13 protein-coding genes are annotated in these 16,019 nt (G+C 44.5%); 8 read left to right on the forward strand and 5 right to left on the reverse strand.

The genetic code is table 11. The features are described 5' to 3' along the window. The first annotated feature begins 168 nt into the window (after positions 1 to 168). Positions 169 to 1,335, forward strand: a complete 1,167-nt coding sequence (gene sucC, locus NL647_RS10525) for an ADP-forming succinate--CoA ligase subunit beta (protein ID WP_005446426.1) — start codon at positions 169 to 171, stop codon at positions 1,333 to 1,335. Next, positions 1,335 to 2,207: a succinate--CoA ligase subunit alpha gene (gene sucD / locus NL647_RS10530; RefSeq protein WP_005436989.1), complete on the forward strand. Its 873-nt coding sequence runs from the start codon at positions 1,335 to 1,337 to the stop codon at positions 2,205 to 2,207. Before sucC ends, sucD begins: the two co-directional genes overlap by 1 nt. A 70-nt stretch (positions 2,208 to 2,277) precedes the next feature. Here the strand turns inward: sucD and znuB are convergent, their stop codons facing one another. Then, positions 2,278 to 3,063, reverse strand: a complete 786-nt coding sequence (gene znuB / locus NL647_RS10535; RefSeq protein ID WP_009698582.1) for a zinc ABC transporter permease subunit ZnuB — start codon at positions 3,061 to 3,063, stop codon at positions 2,278 to 2,280. Then, a complete protein-coding gene (znuC, locus tag NL647_RS10540; RefSeq protein ID WP_009698581.1) occupies positions 3,056 to 3,844 on the reverse strand; it encodes a zinc ABC transporter ATP-binding protein ZnuC in 789 nt (262 codons plus the stop codon). The genes znuB and znuC overlap by 8 nt, the downstream gene beginning before the upstream one ends. Positions 3,845 to 3,922: 78 nt before the next feature. Between znuC and znuA the strand changes: the two genes are divergently transcribed. From znuA to NL647_RS10565, 5 genes are all read left to right on the forward strand, one after another. Continuing rightward, the gene (gene znuA, locus NL647_RS10545) at positions 3,923 to 4,804 is read left to right on the forward strand and encodes a zinc ABC transporter substrate-binding protein ZnuA (RefSeq protein WP_017188397.1); all 882 of its coding nucleotides are present in this window, start codon (positions 3,923 to 3,925) and stop codon (positions 4,802 to 4,804) included. A 212-nt stretch (positions 4,805 to 5,016) separates the two neighbouring features. Beyond that, positions 5,017 to 8,394 carry an AraC family transcriptional regulator gene (locus tag NL647_RS10550; protein WP_009698579.1) on the forward strand — a complete coding sequence of 1,126 codons (3,378 nt, stop codon included), beginning with the start codon at positions 5,017 to 5,019 and terminating at the stop codon, positions 8,392 to 8,394. 804 nt (positions 8,395 to 9,198) lie between these two features. Next, positions 9,199 to 9,426: a FeoA family protein gene (locus NL647_RS10555; protein WP_005426705.1), complete on the forward strand. Its 228-nt coding sequence runs from the start codon at positions 9,199 to 9,201 to the stop codon at positions 9,424 to 9,426. Continuing rightward, positions 9,426 to 11,702, forward strand: a complete 2,277-nt coding sequence (feoB, locus tag NL647_RS10560; protein WP_005446432.1) for a Fe(2+) transporter permease subunit FeoB — start codon at positions 9,426 to 9,428, stop codon at positions 11,700 to 11,702. Before NL647_RS10555 ends, feoB begins: the two co-directional genes overlap by 1 nt. Then, positions 11,699 to 11,929, forward strand: coding sequence for a FeoC-like transcriptional regulator (locus NL647_RS10565; RefSeq protein ID WP_005382192.1), 231 nt, complete (start codon positions 11,699 to 11,701; stop codon positions 11,927 to 11,929). The genes feoB and NL647_RS10565 overlap by 4 nt, the downstream gene beginning before the upstream one ends. Before the next feature lie 109 nt (positions 11,930 to 12,038). Here NL647_RS10565 and NL647_RS10570 read toward each other — a convergent pair whose 3' ends face one another. From NL647_RS10570 to argS, 3 genes are all read right to left on the reverse strand, one after another. Next, on the reverse strand, positions 12,039 to 12,560 hold the full coding sequence (locus NL647_RS10570) for a YqhA family protein (protein WP_005446434.1): 522 nt from the start codon (positions 12,558 to 12,560) through the stop codon (positions 12,039 to 12,041). A 150-nt stretch (positions 12,561 to 12,710) separates the two neighbouring features. Further along, a complete protein-coding gene (locus NL647_RS10575; RefSeq protein ID WP_005446436.1) occupies positions 12,711 to 13,139 on the reverse strand; it encodes an HIT domain-containing protein in 429 nt (142 codons plus the stop codon). A gap of 153 nt (positions 13,140 to 13,292) precedes the next feature. Continuing rightward, entirely contained in the window at positions 13,293 to 15,026 is a 1,734-nt protein-coding gene (gene argS / locus NL647_RS10580; protein WP_239970160.1) for an arginine--tRNA ligase, read from the reverse strand. Between the two features lie 220 nt (positions 15,027 to 15,246). On the opposite strand from argS, the gene NL647_RS10585 reads away from it, so the two are divergent. Beyond that, positions 15,247 to 15,843 carry a VOC family protein gene (locus NL647_RS10585; RefSeq protein ID WP_253650123.1) on the forward strand — a complete coding sequence of 199 codons (597 nt, stop codon included), beginning with the start codon at positions 15,247 to 15,249 and terminating at the stop codon, positions 15,841 to 15,843. Positions 15,844 to 16,019 lie beyond the last annotated feature (176 nt).

Genomic DNA, 16,019 nt, shown 5'->3' on the forward strand with positions numbered 1-16,019 from the left:
ACGCCTACAGCATCCAAGGCTAGACTGGCTCAGCGTCTGGCCTTCACTTGAACTGCCCCCGATATAATCTATAAGCAGTTGATTTGAGAAGACCCTACAGACGCACCGCATGAAGTGGTGTTATGGAAATAATAAATCCCTTAAGGGATAAACAAACGGAATATCAAAATGAATTTGCATGAATACCAAGCCAAACAGCTGTTTGCAGAATTCGGTTTGCCTGTACCGGAAGGCTACGCATGTGATACGCCACAAGAAGCTTTTGAAGCAGCGGGTCGCATCACTACTGAAAAGAAAGTTGTAAAGTGTCAGGTTCACGCTGGCGGTCGCGGTAAAGCGGGCGGCGTAGAGCTACACGATACAAAAGATGGTGTAAAAGAATTCGCACAAAAATGGCTAGGTAAGAACTTGGTTACTTACCAAACAGACGCAAATGGTCAGCCTGTTACTAAAATCCTTGTAGAAGAAGCATCTAACATTGCTAACGAACTTTACCTTGGTGCGGTTGTAGACCGTGCAAGCCGTAAGATCGTATTCATGGCTTCAACTGAAGGTGGTGTGGAAATCGAAAAAGTTGCGGAAGAAACACCGGAGCTAATCCACAAAGCAGCAATCGATCCACTAGTAGGTCCTCAGGCTTACCAAGGTCGTGAGCTCGCGTTCAAACTTGGTCTTGAAGGTGACCAAATCAAACAATTCGTTAAGATCTTCATGGGTCTTGGCACTATGTTCTCTCAGTACGACCTAGCGCTACTAGAGATCAACCCACTGGTTATTACTGGCGAAGGCAACCTGCTGTGTCTTGACGGTAAGATCAACATCGACTCAAACGCGTTATACCGTCAGCCTAAGCTTCGTGAAATGCACGATCCTTCACAAGAAGATGAGCGTGAAGCGCACGCAGCTCAGTGGGAACTGAACTACGTAGCACTAGACGGCAACGTTGGCTGTATGGTTAATGGTGCAGGTCTGGCGATGGGTACAATGGACATCGTAAACCTACACGGTGGCAAGCCGGCTAACTTCCTAGACGTAGGTGGCGGTGCAACAAAAGAGCGTGTAGCGGAAGCGTTCAAGATCATCCTATCTGATGACAACGTGAAAGCAGTTCTAGTCAACATCTTCGGCGGTATCGTTCGTTGTGACATGATCGCAGAAGGCATCATTGGTGCAGTGAAAGAAGTTGGTGTAACGGTACCTGTTGTTGTTCGTCTTGAAGGTACTAACGCTGACCTAGGTCGCGAAGTTCTTGCTAATTCTGATGTTGATATCATTGCTGCTGAGTCGCTAACAGATGCTGCTCAGAAAGTTGTTGCTGCTGCGGAGGCTAAATAATGTCTGTACTAATTAACAAAGACACTAAAGTAATCTGTCAGGGCTTCACGGGTGGTCAAGGTACTTTCCACTCAGAGCAGGCAATTGCTTACGGTACACAAATGGTTGGTGGTGTATCTCCAGGTAAAGGTGGTCAAACTCACCTTGGTCTTCCTGTATTCAACACTGTACGTGAAGCAGTCGAAGTGACTGGCGCAACAGCAACAGTAATCTACGTACCAGCGCCATTCTGTAAAGATGCAATCCTAGAAGCGATTGACGCGGGTATTGAGCTTATCGTGACCATCACGGAAGGCATCCCAACAACAGATATGATCGATGTTAAAGTGAAGCTAGAAGAAACTGGCGTTCGCATGATCGGTCCAAACTGTCCGGGTGTTATCACACCTGATGAATGTAAGATCGGTATCATGCCTGGTCATATTCACAAGAAAGGTAAAGTAGGTATCGTTTCTCGTTCAGGTACTCTAACGTACGAAGCGGTTAAGCAAACAACGGATGAAGGCTTCGGTCAATCAACGTGTGTTGGTATCGGTGGTGACCCAATTCCTGGTTCAAACTTTATCGATATCCTTAAACTTTTCCAAGAAGACCCAGAAACTGAAGCAATCGTAATGATTGGTGAAATTGGCGGTACTGCGGAAGAAGAAGCTGCTGCTTACATCAAAGAAAACGTAACGAAGCCTGTGGTTTCTTACATTGCTGGTGTAACGGCTCCTCCTGGTAAACGTATGGGTCACGCTGGTGCGATTATCTCTGGTGGCAAAGGTACTGCTGAAGACAAATTCGCAGCACTAGAAGCGGCTGGCGTTAAGACTGTGAAATCTCTAGCAGAGATTGGCAAAGGTCTACGTGAAGTGACAGGTTGGTAATCAACCAAACCATTACAAAAGCATCAAAAAAGCCTGCGATTTCGCAGGCTTTTCTTTTTCTATCAGTGCATTAGGCTTTACGTCTAATCAATTGGCTAAGCATAAACAGGAATGTTGCACTAATGACAACAGAAGGACCTGCTGGCGTATCGAAGTGCCAAGATAGGCTTAACCCCATTAACACTGCAATCGAACCGATAATCGAGGCAAACAATGCCATTTGCTCTGGTGATGAGGAAACTTTACGCGCAGTGGCTGCAGGGATAATCAGTAGAGAAGTCATGATCAATGCGCCAACAAACTTCATACCTACAGCGATGACCACACCCACCATCAGCATTAATACCAAACGCACTAGATCGGTATTCACGCCCTCCACGGCGGCAAGCTCTTCGCTGACTGTGCTGGAGAGCAGTGGGCGCCAAAAGATGTACAAACACGCACTTACAGCAACAACACCAGCGTAGATGAACATCAGATCTTGTGGCGAGACCGCAAGCAAGTCACCGAATAGGTAGCTCATAAGATCTACGCGAACGTTGTCTAAGAAACTGACGGACACTAAACCAATGGACAGTGCACTGTGCGCCAAAATACCAAGCAAGGTATCTGTCGCCACAAGCTGTTGTTTTTGCAGAGTCACAAGCAGGACCGCTAACGCTAAACAGCAAACTAGTAGCGCAAGATATAGGTTCACATTGAGTAAAAAGCCCAGCGCTAACCCCATTAACGAGGCGTGAGCAAGGGTATCGCCAAAGTAAGCCATTTTTCGCCAAACCACGAATGAGCCAAGTGGACCTGCGATGAGCGCAATACCAATACCGGCCAGAATTGAAGGCAATAAAAACTCAATCATGATGATGATGTCCGTGAGAATGGTTTGAACAAGATGTAGCATCGCCAGTGACTGGTGAACCCGCTAAATCGTGGTGGTGATGCTCATGATCATGATGGTAAAAAGCCAGAGATTCTCGAGTCGCATTACCAAACAGCGCAATGTAAGAAGGGTGCTGGGTGATGGTTGCCGGTGAGCCAGAGCAGCACACATGATGATGCAAGCAAATCACATCGTCAGTTTTAGCCATCACTAAGTGCAAGTCATGAGACACCATGAACACACCGCAGTCAAATCGGTGGCGGATGCTCTCAATTAAGTCATAGAGATCGATCTGACCTTGAACATCGACCCCTTGAGCGGGTTCATCTAATACCAACAATTCTGGACGTTGTAGTAGGGCGCGTGCGAGCAATACTCGTTGGTTCTCTCCGCCAGATAGACGGTGCATGTTACTTGCGATGAGATGCTCAGCTCCAACAAGGCGTAGCGCATCGAGACATTCCTGCTTGCTATACTTGCCAGCAAGGTTCAAAAAGCGAATGACATTGAGTGGCAGTGAATCGTTGAGTTTCAGTTTCTGAGGAACATAACCAATTTTCAGTTTACGTTGCTTCGTTAACTTACCGCTGGTCGGTTTTTGGAGACCTAGAATGACTTTAACTAATGTCGATTTTCCCGCTCCGTTGGGACCAATTAGGGTGGTGATCTTGCCCTTTTCTAATTCCATAGTGATATTGTCGAGAACTCTGCGTTCGTCAAACTCGACGCACAGTTGCTCAAGACGGACTAGTGAAGACATGAATGAAACTCATTTGCAAAATAATAATGTTATAATGTAACATTATCTCACTTTCCACGCCATACCCCAAGTAAAACTATGAAAAGAGCTATTATTCTTGCTGTCTCAGCAATATTAACGTTACCTGCTCACGCGGTAACTGTGTTAACCAGTATCAAACCAATTCAAATGATCACGACCGAGCTTACTGAAGGCGTAACGGCTCCGGACGTATTGCTACAAAACAATGCATCTCCGCATGATTACGCGTTGCGCCCTTCTGATGTCCAGAAAGTAGCAGCAGCGGATCTGGTGATTTGGTATGGGCACGACCTCGAACCATTCCTTGAAAAAGTGGTGACAGATAGAGGGAACACACTAACACTAAGCCAAATTCCAGGTTTGTCGCTGCGAGAGTTTGGTAGCGAGCATTCTCATGATCACGATGGTCATGACCATGGTACACATGATCCTCATTTTTGGTTGGGTGTTGAAACAGTACAACAGGTCGCTAATGCAATTGCACACAAGTTAGCGGAAGTTGATCCAGTACATGCCGATACGTACGCCAACAACCTGAAGAAATTTGAAGTAAAGTTGAACGCGACTGATTCTGAGATTAAACAGCAGCTTGCTCCAGTCAAAGATAAAGGTTACTTCGTATTCCATGATGCTTATGGGTATTTTGAAGAGCGTTATGGTTTGAATCAAATGGGTCACTTCACCGTTTCACCGGACCGTAAACCTGGTGCAAAAACACTGATTCGTATCCGTAAAACGTTGGGAACCGGTGATGTAGCGTGCGTGTTCTCTGAACCTCAGTTTACTCCGGCGGTTATTGAGAGTGTGATGCGCGGCAGTGACGTTCGTTCAGGTGTTCTTGATCCGCTGGGTAGTGAGGTTGAGGTGAAATCTGGAAGTTACTTCGAATTTCTTAAAGGAATGTCCAACAGCTTTAGTCAATGTTTGAGCGAAAAGTAACAATTGTGTTGTGCTTCTCTACACGGAATACGTTTTTAACGTGATCTGGCAGTAAGAATTACAAACCTTAAGCGCAGTGAGTCTTTTCTATCAAAGGATTTGAGATATCATTATCAATAATTAGCGGCTCAAAATAACCATATAGACACTTAGCTATGGAAGGCATGAGTGAACCATGAGTCGCACGTATTGATACATGTAAGGATTTTATCTTGCTGCGCCAATTAGCCCTCTTTTTCTGGGCTTTTATCCTCTCATTTCAAGCGTTTGCTTCAAGTGAAGCGAATGCGATCTTTTACCCTTTGCCAAATCAGGTTAAGGGGACTTTTATTGCGGCAAAAAAATTGTTCCCGGGTGAGCATGGTGGGCTTTGGATTCACGATGTCCACGGACGGGTGCTGTTTTATGATGGGCAAACCACTTTGCCAAAATCAGGCAGTTTTCTACGAGCGAAAGTAGAACAACTGGCATACCACAAAGGCTCATTCTGGACGTTTATCGAAAACGAGGTATATCAGACTTACCCTAACCAAGAACGTCGCTTGGTCTTTAGTCTCAATCCTGGTTCTCAAATTCGTAAGATTGGCTCATCTGGCAATTTTATCTGGGTTAGTGACGGCGCGCATTTCTATACCTACAATATTGAAACCAGTGAACTTAACTCCTTCTCTTTACTGCAACTCTATCAGCATAGTAACAACAGTTACGTCTATATTAATGACGCCATTTTCGTCGAAACGAAGTGGGCGTTAGCGACGACATCAGGTGTATATCTATCAGAGGGGAGCAAGTTCAACCATGTTGTTTCGTCGGGTAAACACTACATAGAAAAAGTGTATTACTCACATACTCGTCGAGAGATTCTGGTCGGAACGCTAAAAGGCGCGCTGATTTTTAATATCTCCGAACCAGATAAACCTGTCATTCGAATTGGTACATCTCACGTTCTTACATTTGCAGAAACCAACCAAGAGTATTGGGTCGGAACGGAGCAAGGGCTTTATTTGTATTCGTTCTTAAGCGGAGATGTAACTCAAGTCACCCCGGCAAGCTTCCTTGAGCTGGAATTAGCGACCACTAAGATCTACTCGTTATTGAACGACAACATGGGCGGTATGTGGATTGCTACCAACCAAGGCATTCGTTATTACTCATTATTTAGTAAAAAATTCGAGCGAACAACGTTCAGTAGTTACGATCAATTGACACTTTCTGGGCGAATCCGCCAAACGTTGACGGGACCTGATGGTGCGCTTTGGTTTGCTGATGATCATAAGCTTTATCGCTCAGGACCCAAGGCAATTAGTGAGGTTTTAGATTTATCTTCTCAGATTAATGAGTTCGCTTTTCAAGGTGATAAGTTATGGATAGCGACAGCAAATGGCCTTGAGATATTCGATCTTGAGAACTTAACCCCAATGACCTTCCCGTATTTGCAAGTCATTGCAGGACGAGCCATTGATCATATTGTGGCTGACGGGGCGAGTCGATTGTGGGTATCAAGTGGTTATCAACTGTTTAATATCGACGCTGAAAAGCAAGAAATGCGTAACTTTGGCAGTGACTGGTTAGTGAGTCAGTATCTACCTGCCAAAATTACTCGTTTGTATGACAAAGAAGAGTTGCTGCTGATTGGTACCGATCACGGTGTCTATGAGTATGATGGAGAGCGGATTCGTTTTAACCGTTTCTCTGAAAAGTACGGAGAGTCGCTTGATATCATTACTGCCAATGATGGCTCCCAGTGGTTTGCATCTGCTTACGGTGTTTTTCGAACCATCCCGGGTCGTAACGAAAAGCAGGTGATGGAAATGAGTGTTTCAAACTCTCGGCCCACTTGTTTACTGAGTGATTCTGAAGGGGTTTGGCTCGCTTCATCGGTAGGGTTAAGCTATTACCATCTCTCCGGTCAGTTGATGAAGCACTATTCCTCTTCTTCAGGCTTAATTAATAATGAATTTCTTCCAGGCGTTTGTAATCTGATTCGACGTTCAGAGGATAGTGACCGCCAACTTATCTTTGGATCTCAATACGGTTTAGTGAAAGCTGATTCATCAAAACTGCTAGTGTCTAATACGCCAGAGTCCAAACTTATTGTTAGCCAAGTCATGTTGGAAAATGATGTTGTTCAAGTAGGAAGCTCTGACTTAGAAGATATGAAGTTGCCTTATGGGTCTTCATTGAGTTTCTTGTTTGGTGTGATGCCAAAACCAGATAACCAAAACCTCTACTATCGCTTGAATGAGAGTGAACAATGGCAATCTCTGGAAGGTGGACAGTTAACACTAGAGCACTTAAATTCCGGAGATTATCACCTTCAAGTAAGTAATGACTCACAACTCGCCTCTGGTTTGATTGGACTTGAATCTAAGTTTACGGTACTCAAGCCTTGGTATTTGTCAAAGTTGGCAATATCTGGATTTACGTTAATTACGATCGCAACGTTAGCACTCCTGATGTACTGGCGTTCGCGATTTGTATTGCAAGCGAACCGTGATCTAGCGGCGCAGGTGACATTAAAAACCAATCAGTTACGTCATCAAAGTCGAGTTCTATTGACGAGCAATCAACAGCTTAGAAAGCAAATTCAAGTGAGAAACTTGCTGGTGGACCATGTTGCACAATCAATTAAATCTAGTGTGGATTCGATTGCCCATAAGCTTCCACTGGATTTAGATTCAGTAACTCAAGATCACCTTTCTAAAACCTATTGGCAATTGAACGAGCTTAAGAGCTCACCAGAAGATACCAGCAATGGTAGTCAAAACTATAACTTAAGCCAGATTACCCAGTCCGTCGTTGATGTGTGGCGAGAGGACTTCACTAAAGCTGGCATTAGTGTTGAGTTAGAAGATGACAACAAAGCGAGCCGTATTTCACTCGAAAGCTTTAATCTTGATGTCATTTTTAACAGCATCTTCGCCAATATTATTAAACGCTCTTTTAGAGGGCAGTCGGTTAAGTTGGTATTGGAGGAGGGGAATGACATTGTCTCGTTAAGTTTTATCGATCATGGTACCCAGTTACCGAGTAAGGCTTCGACGATGCGACCATCAAACAGCAGCAATGTTGATTTAAGTATGGATAATTTGCCTCAATTGGTGGCGGTCAGCGGTGGTCATTTATCTATGTTTGCGTCGGATGCTCAAAATAAAATTGAAATCACGTGGCCATGTGCTCAAGAACCGAGTCATGTCGAAGAGGTCTTGCCGGAGTTTGCAGAAGTAGAGAAACCACAGCAAGATACATCGCCGGAACAAGAATGGTTGATGAAAGTGTATCAACTTGTCGCAGAACATTATCACGACCCAGAATTTGGTACAGCGTCTGCAGCGAAGATGCTCTATATGTCAGAAAGAAGCCTACAACGACGATTTAAATCTGCTTCTTCACGAACATTGAAAGACTACTTAACGGAAGTTAGGTTGGAAACCGCATGTGAACAATTGCTCGCTGGTGAGAAGATCAGTGAAGTTGCCTTTAACTGCGGCTTTAATGACCCGTCGTACTTTAGCCAGAAGTTTAAGCTACATTTCGGGCTGCCACCTTCTAAGTTCGCAATGACTCAAGAGAGCCAAACAAGCCTCTAGCTCTTAATTCGACATTACCGAGCCCAGCCTTAGCGTTGGGCTTTTTTACGTCTGTAAGGTAAACGGTATCGTAAAGAGCTCAATATAGATTCTGGACACAAGGGAATGACATTTAGTCTGGCGTGATGCGTGATGCGTGATGCGTGATGCGTGATGCGTGATGCGTGATGCGTGATGCGTGATAAAGGGCTCGAGCTATATAACGCAGAGTACGTGCAGCACAATGGCGATATAGTGTTGTGATAGATAATGAGAATAACAGGGATTTGTTCGAGTAAAACGTTTAGGAATTATTGGGACTTAATTGAGAAGCGAATGAAGAAAGAGAAGAAAAAAAATATCGTGGTATAGCCGGGGGGACTATACCACGGGTGTCAATGACACCTTCGCTTGCTGCCGGAGTGACATGTTGCCATGCCACCTCTGGAATTCTTTTGAGAGGCTGTTGTCTCTCGATGGGTTAACTATACGAGACCTTACTTATTTTTCTTATAAAAATAACGACAGCTTTATGTGAGAAAAGCGACAAGTTGCCTTTTTCTATTTAAGATACTGAATTTATTGATTTTTTAATTTTTCGAAACTGCAAATGTTACGCTTGTGTTAATTTGTATTTGTCTGAAAATATTCAATTTTGACGAAAATGACGTGAAATTAATTAACGGAGTTGACGTTAGATTTCGCCAAAAGCATTAATGAAATCTTTGATTTCACACAATGAATGAGAGGGTATAGAAGAGTAACATTAGCGCCCTATACTATTAATAATAATATTTATCATTTGCACTACTCTTAAGGGCCACTATGAAGCTATCAGAAATCAAACCTGGCGAAACAGTGACAATTCGGTTGTTAGAAGGACTTACGTCGGACGTCAGAAAAAAGCTAATGGTAATGGGACTACTTCCTAATACTGAGGTTAAAGTTATTCGACGCGCACCAATGGGAGACCCACTGCAAGTTGAAGTTCGTGGTGTTTCTGTTGCATTACGAGAGACTATTGCGCAAAACATCGAAGTGGAGCGAGCATAATGCAATACCAAATTCTTACTGTTGGTAACCCAAACAGCGGTAAAACCACACTTTTTAATGGCCTGACTGGTGCAAAACAACAAGTTGGTAACTGGGCTGGTGTAACGGTTGAAAAGAAAACTGGTCAGTTCAAACATGCTGGTGATGAATTTCTTCTGACGGACCTTCCGGGTATCTACTCTCTCGACAGTGGCAATGATAGCAATAGTATCGACGAATCTATCGCATCGCGTGCGGTTTTGACGCACCCTGCTGATCTGATTATCAACGTAGTAGACGCAACGAGTCTTGAGCGCAGCTTATACATGACGCTACAACTGCGTGAACTTGGTCGTCCTATGATTGTTGTATTAAACAAAATGGACGCACTTAAGCGTGAACGCCAAGTCATCAATGTTGCAGAACTAGAAAAAACCTTGGGTTGTCCAGTCGTTAGCCTATCAGCGACAAATAAAGCACAAGTTGCAGAATTTAAAGAGAAGTTGCACAAGTCAGTGGTTCAAGGTGTTGCACTAAAAGACATCGCTTTGAATTACGGCGAACAAATGGAAGCGGCGATCAACAACGTTTCGGCTCTTTTTAATGATCAAACCGTTTCTAACCGTGCTCTAGCAATTCGTGCACTAGAAAAAGACGCACTGGTTCTTAACAGCATGTCGGATGCTGATCGCAATAGCGTTGAAAACACAATTGCAGAACTTGAGCTTGATGTTGACTTACATGTTGCAGATACAAAATACACACACCTTCATGAAGAGTGCAAGAAAGTACGTCGCAGTGAGGGCAAGCTAAGTCGCAGTGTGACTGAAAAGCTAGACCAATTTATCTTGAACAAGTGGGTGGGCATTCCATTCTTCTTCATTGTTATGTACCTAATGTTCATGTTCTCTATCAACATTGGTAGTGCGTTCATCGACTTCTTTGATATCGGTGTCGGTGCTCTGTTGGTTGATGGTGGACACCACTTGTTAGACGGTCATTTGCCTGTGTGGTTAGTGACGGTGCTTGCTGATGGTATTGGTGGTGGTATCCAAACGGTTGCAACTTTTATTCCAGTTATCGCGTGTTTGTACCTGTTCTTAGCGGTACTTGAAAGCTCAGGCTACATGGCTCGTGCCGCATTCGTACTAGATAAAGTGATGCAGAAGATTGGTCTACCGGGCAAAGCATTTGTACCGTTGGTTCTTGGTTTCGGTTGTAACGTACCGTCAATCATGGCAACTCGTACTCTAGACCAAGAACGTGAGCGTAAACTAGCTGCATCTATGGCGCCATTTATGTCATGTGGTGCTCGTCTACCAGTATACGCACTATTCGCTGCGGCATTCTTCCCAGGCTCTGGTCAGAACATTGTATTCGCACTTTACCTACTTGGTATTGTGGCAGCGATCTTCACGGGGCTTTTCCTTAAGCACACGCTTTACCCAGGTAGCAGTGACAGCCTAGTAATGGAAATGCCTGACTATGAGCTTCCGACGTTACAAAACGTGGTGATCAAAACTTGGCAAAAGCTAAAGCGCTTCGTTCTTGGTGCAGGTAAAACCATCGTTATCGTTGTTGCTATTCTGAGTTTCTTCAACTCATTGGGTACTGATGGCAGCTTTGGTAACGAAGACAGCGAAAACTCTGTGCTTTCTAAAGCAGCGCAAGTTGTGACTCCAGTATTCGCGCCAATCGGTGTTCAAGAAGACAACTGGCCGGCGACGGTAGGTATCATTACCGGTATCTTCGCAAAAGAGGCGGTAGTTGGTACGCTTAACAGCCTATACACTACACCAAGCGATGGTGAAGACGCAGAATTTGACCTAATGGGCAGCCTAGAAGAGGCAGTAATGAGTATCCCTGAAAACCTAGCCGGTTTGAGCTACTCAGATCCACTAGGCATTGAAGTGGGTGACTTAACTGACTCAAATGCAGTTGCAGAAGAACAAGAAGTCGATGCTTCTATCTTCGGTAACATCAAATCGCAGTTTGCTTCTGGCAATGCCGCATTTGCTTACCTAATCTTTATCCTACTGTACACACCTTGTGTGGCGGCGATGGGTGCTTACGTACGTGAGTTTGGTCATAAGTTCGCACGCTTTATCGCGGTTTGGACAATGGGCTTAGCTTACCTATGTGCGACGTTCTACAACCAATTGACGCATTTCGCAGATAGCCCAGTGACAAGTGGTATTTGGATGGCTGTGATCGTTGCTATCTTCTTTGGTACCTACCGCGTGTTCAAACAAGTTGGTAAGAAACAAAACGGTGCATTAGAGGCGCAAGTAGCATGATTTTAAAAGAGCTTTATCAATACATTGCAGACAAAGGAACCGTCTCCCAGTCAGATCTGGCTAAACAGTTTGGGATGAGTGAAGATGGCGCCGACGCGATGTTAAACGTGTGGATTAAGAAGGGCAAAATTAGCCGCCTAGTCGACACTAATAAAGCTCATGACGTGACTCGTGTTCGCTACTCAGTGACTAAACAAGATGGTTTGTCTTTGACAGTCACCATGTAGCGATTGTCAAAATTAGTCACCTAAAAAGTTATTACGTAAAAACGACAAAGCCGCATCAGCAATGATGCGGCTTTTCTTTTGCTGGTTATTGTTTGTGAATACAGCGAAATTAATGCTCTTCAGAGTGTTTAGTCGCGCCTAACCCTAGGAACTTCAAACCAAGACTTAAAACTAAAATCGAAATAGGTAATGTTAAGATCGTCCAATCTAAGCTGTCGAAGTTAATCAGCACGAGCTCTAAGAACTTCACAAACAAGATCACGATGATGACTTCAGCCAAAATGTTTTTTAGGTGGCCTATGTTTGGGGTTCTGATCCAATGCAAAACCGACGGTTCTTGTGTTTTCGCTTTAGCTTTGTTGGAAATAAACAGTGTGTAGATGCCGTGAGCAAAGATGAACAAAACTAGTGCGACAAGAAATGTATCCAGTGATTTGATCAAATATGCGATCGCGATGTCTGCTTTATCTAAATGTGCGAGTGCTTCTGGAGGTGTTTGATTAAGAATGAAGACCGCAAATGCCGAATAGGTTTTTGCTGCGCCCATAAGAAAAAGCAAGAATGAAGCAGCCATAGAACAGATGATGGCGATCCAGCTGACGTATCGGAATGTGTTGAAGACTTGTTTCATGATGACCCTCTCTAACTGAGTTGGCAGTCTAAACAAGTTTTACTTTAGTGATAATCCTAGAAAAATGAGAAAGATTGTTACAAATGCGTATTAATCTTTCTCTGTCTGTTTCAGCCGTATTCAAAGGCGAATTATTTTCGCTGGCAGCGGCTATGCTTTTTGGAAAATAGAGCTCAGTGATAGCACGTTTTTAATACGGCCAAGCAATTCGTTTTGCTCTTCTTCTGTACGGAATTCACCTTTGGTGTTGCCCCAAACTGGTCCCGGCCATGCTACGTCATCTTTGAAGCGAGCAATATGGTGAATGTGTAGCTGAGGTACCATGTTACCTAGTGCGCCTAGGTTTAACTTGTCTGGACGGAATGTTGCTTCTAGTGCTTGGCTTACTGCCTGAGACTCTAGCAAAAACTGTTGCTGTTCTTTCATTGGCAAGTGGTGAAGCTCTTTTAGGTTTGCACGTTTTGGTACCAAGATAACCCATGGCACGGCATTGTCTTTATGTAGAAGAGCCACACACAGTGGGAAGTGACCGATAACGGTAGTGTCTTTTGCCAATTGAGGGTGCAGTTCAAAACTCATTATATTATCCGATTTGAATTGAATGACATCAGTATACGCCAGATAAAACAAAAGGTTGACGCTTTCACGCCAACCTTTCGAAATCATCTCGATTCTCGATTCTCGATTCTCGATTCTCGATTCTCGATTCTCGATTCTCGATTCTCGATTTGCTTACATACGATCTAGAGTATCAATACCTAGTAGAGATAGACCTTGCTTGATGGTCTTCGCTGTTAGGGCTGCTAGTTTCAGACGGCTTTGTTTCACTGCTTCGTCTTCAGCAACTAGGATAGGGCATGCTTCGTAGAAGCTAGAGAACTGACCTGCTAGTTCGAATAGGTAGCTACACATGATGTGTGGTTGACCTTCGCGAGCAACAGATTGAACTGCTTCTTCGAACTGCATAAGTTTTGCGATAAGCGCTTTTTCTTTCTCGTCAGTGATCTTAATTTCACCTTGTAGATCATCCATAGAAACGCCAGCTTTAGCGAATACAGATGCTACGCGAGTGTAAGCGTATTGCATGTACGGTGCAGTGTTACCTTCGAACGCTAGCATGTTGTCCCAATCGAACACGTAGTCCGTGGTACGGTGCTTAGAAAGGTCTGCGTATTTAACTGCTGCCATTGCAACTGTGTTTGCGATCGCTTTCTTCTCGTCTTCTGCTAGTTCTGGGTTCTTAGATTCGATCAGCTGTGCTGCACGAACTTCTGCTTCGTCAAGAAGATCAGCAAGACGAACCGTACCACCTGCACGAGTCTTGAATGGCTTACCATCTTTACCTAGCATCATACCGAACGCATGATGTTCAAGAGATACTGACTCTGGCACGTAACCCGCTTTACGAACGATAGTCCAAGCTTGCATTAGGTGTTGGTGTTGACGAGAGTCGATGAAGTAAAGTACGCGGTCTGCGCCTAGTTCTTCGTAACGGTATTTCGCACATGCGATGTCCGTTGTTGTGTATAGGAAGCCGCCGTCGCGTTTCTGAACGATAACGCCCATCGCTTCGCCGTCTTTGTTCTTGAATTCTTCAAGGAACACAACTTGCGCGCCGTCATCTTCAACCGCAAGACCTTGTGCTTTAAGGTCTGCTACGATCTTAGGTAGCATGTCGTTGTACATGCTCTCGCCCATTACGTCATCACGAGATAGAGATACGTTTAGACGATCGTAGTTACGCTGGTTTTGGATCATGGTTACGTCAACCAGCTTCTTCCACATTTCTGCGCAGAACTCGTCGCCGCTTTGCAGTTTCACAACGTAGTTACGTGCTTTCACTGCGAATTCTTCGTCTTCGTCGTACAGTTTCTTAGACTCACGGTAGAAGCCTTCAAGGTCAGCAAGTTCCATAGAAACTTCGCCAGACTCTTGTTGTACACGCTCAAGGTTTGCGATAAGCATACCGAACTGAGTACCCCAGTCACCGATGTGGTTCGCACGGATCACTTTGTGACCCAGGAACTCAAGAGTACGTACTACTGCATCACCGATGATGGTTGAACGTAGGTGACCAACGTGCATTTCTTTCGCAACGTTTGGTGCAGAGTAGTCAGCAACGATAGTTTGAGCTTCGTCTGCTGCAACGCCAAGACGTGAGTCCGCCAATGCTGCTTCCGCTTGCTTCGCTAGGAACTCTTCGCTTAGGAAAATGTTGATGAAACCAGGACCTGCGATTTCTGTCTTGCTCGCAATACCGTCTAGGTCTAGAACATCCAGTACTTTCTGTGCAAATTCTCGTGGGTTAGTACCCAGTTTTTTAGCAACGCCCATTACGCCGTTTGCTTGGTAGTCACCAAATTGTGGCTTTGCTGATTGGCGTACTGCCGCAGGACTGCCTGCAGGTGCGCCAGCGGCTTCTAGAGCCTGAGATACTTTGTCATTAATAAGTGCTTGGATATTCACACGCGTTTCCTTCAATTCAAGGACGAAGAACTCGGCGAAGTAAGTGCCGAGTTCTGTTGGAGTTCACAAAAATGGGGCTAATGATAACAACTTTATTGCTTTTCATACAGAGAGGAATTGGGGAAATTTATACTTTTTCGATTGAATGGAAATGTGGCTTGGTTTGCGTTTACTATTGCGCTCAGAGTAATGAGATAAATCGCCCGATAAGAGAGCCACAATGACGACTCAACTAGTTGAAAAACGCCTAGCGCCTGAATTGATGATCCAAGATCTGGATACATTTATGGCGAAGATTGAAGAGCTTGCATCCCTGCTAAAACTGGATCTGAGCTTTGCTCAAGCTGACCATATTGCGCTGCGTATTAATGATACTGAAACAGCGAAAGCCGTGCATGAAGCATGGAATCAATACGGTAAGGTGATTTCACAAGCGAAAATCAACGGTCGCCCGATTATTGTTATTGAATTCGACAAAGCGTTAGAAAGCCGTGGCTGGAAGATAGAGTGTCTGGAGCTGCCATACCCTGCGGAAGGAAAAATCTACCCAAGCGAAAGTTGGGAGCATGTGGAGTTTGTGATTCCATCTCACGCCGATACCGCAGATGAGTTTCTTGCTGATTTGAAACACACTTACCCAGCGTTTGGCGCGCGTTTTGACGAGCTAGAAGAGCTAGGTGTGAAGATCAAACTGTCGAGCCCGAAAGGGGAAGGCGAACGCTTGAACAACCCAACCGTGGCGTTTAAGTATCAAGGTATTTGTATCAAGCTGCACCCACATTCACTTAAGCGTATTGTTGAGTCTGAGCAGGCTTAACTTTCTTTACGTCGTGCGCTGTTAGTAAGAGGGGTCACTTAAACTCACAGTGTGCGGATATGAGATTCCTGATCTTGCTTAAGCTCGTTGGACTGACGAAGTTCAAGTTGTTTGTGTTTGGTTAAGTAATGGGCACTAATTAGCTTTCATGCTCATGCCTCATTTACGTCATTCCC

This window comes from Vibrio sp. Y29_XK_CS5 (genome assembly GCF_024181835.1).
Lineage (GTDB): Bacteria > Pseudomonadota > Gammaproteobacteria > Enterobacterales > Vibrionaceae > Vibrio > Vibrio harveyi.

Excerpts from the sequence above, each read along its gene's own strand:
- sucC (WP_005446426.1), top strand. The coding sequence starts at position 169 with ATGAATTTGCATGAATACCAAGCCAAACAGCTGTTTGCAGAATTCGGT.
- sucD (WP_005436989.1), top strand. The coding sequence starts at position 1,335 with ATGTCTGTACTAATTAACAAAGACACTAAAGTAATCTGTCAGGGCTTC.
- znuB (WP_009698582.1), bottom strand. The coding sequence starts at position 3,063 with ATGATTGAGTTTTTATTGCCTTCAATTCTGGCCGGTATTGGTATTGCG.
- znuC (WP_009698581.1), bottom strand. The coding sequence starts at position 3,844 with ATGTCTTCACTAGTCCGTCTTGAGCAACTGTGCGTCGAGTTTGACGAA.
- znuA (WP_017188397.1), top strand. The coding sequence starts at position 3,923 with ATGAAAAGAGCTATTATTCTTGCTGTCTCAGCAATATTAACGTTACCT.
- NL647_RS10555 (WP_005426705.1), top strand. The coding sequence starts at position 9,199 with ATGAAGCTATCAGAAATCAAACCTGGCGAAACAGTGACAATTCGGTTG.
- feoB (WP_005446432.1), top strand. The coding sequence starts at position 9,426 with ATGCAATACCAAATTCTTACTGTTGGTAACCCAAACAGCGGTAAAACC.
- NL647_RS10565 (WP_005382192.1), top strand. The coding sequence starts at position 11,699 with ATGATTTTAAAAGAGCTTTATCAATACATTGCAGACAAAGGAACCGTC.
- NL647_RS10570 (WP_005446434.1), bottom strand. The coding sequence starts at position 12,560 with ATGAAACAAGTCTTCAACACATTCCGATACGTCAGCTGGATCGCCATC.
- NL647_RS10575 (WP_005446436.1), bottom strand. The coding sequence starts at position 13,139 with ATGAGTTTTGAACTGCACCCTCAATTGGCAAAAGACACTACCGTTATC.
- NL647_RS10585 (WP_253650123.1), top strand. The coding sequence starts at position 15,247 with ATGACGACTCAACTAGTTGAAAAACGCCTAGCGCCTGAATTGATGATC.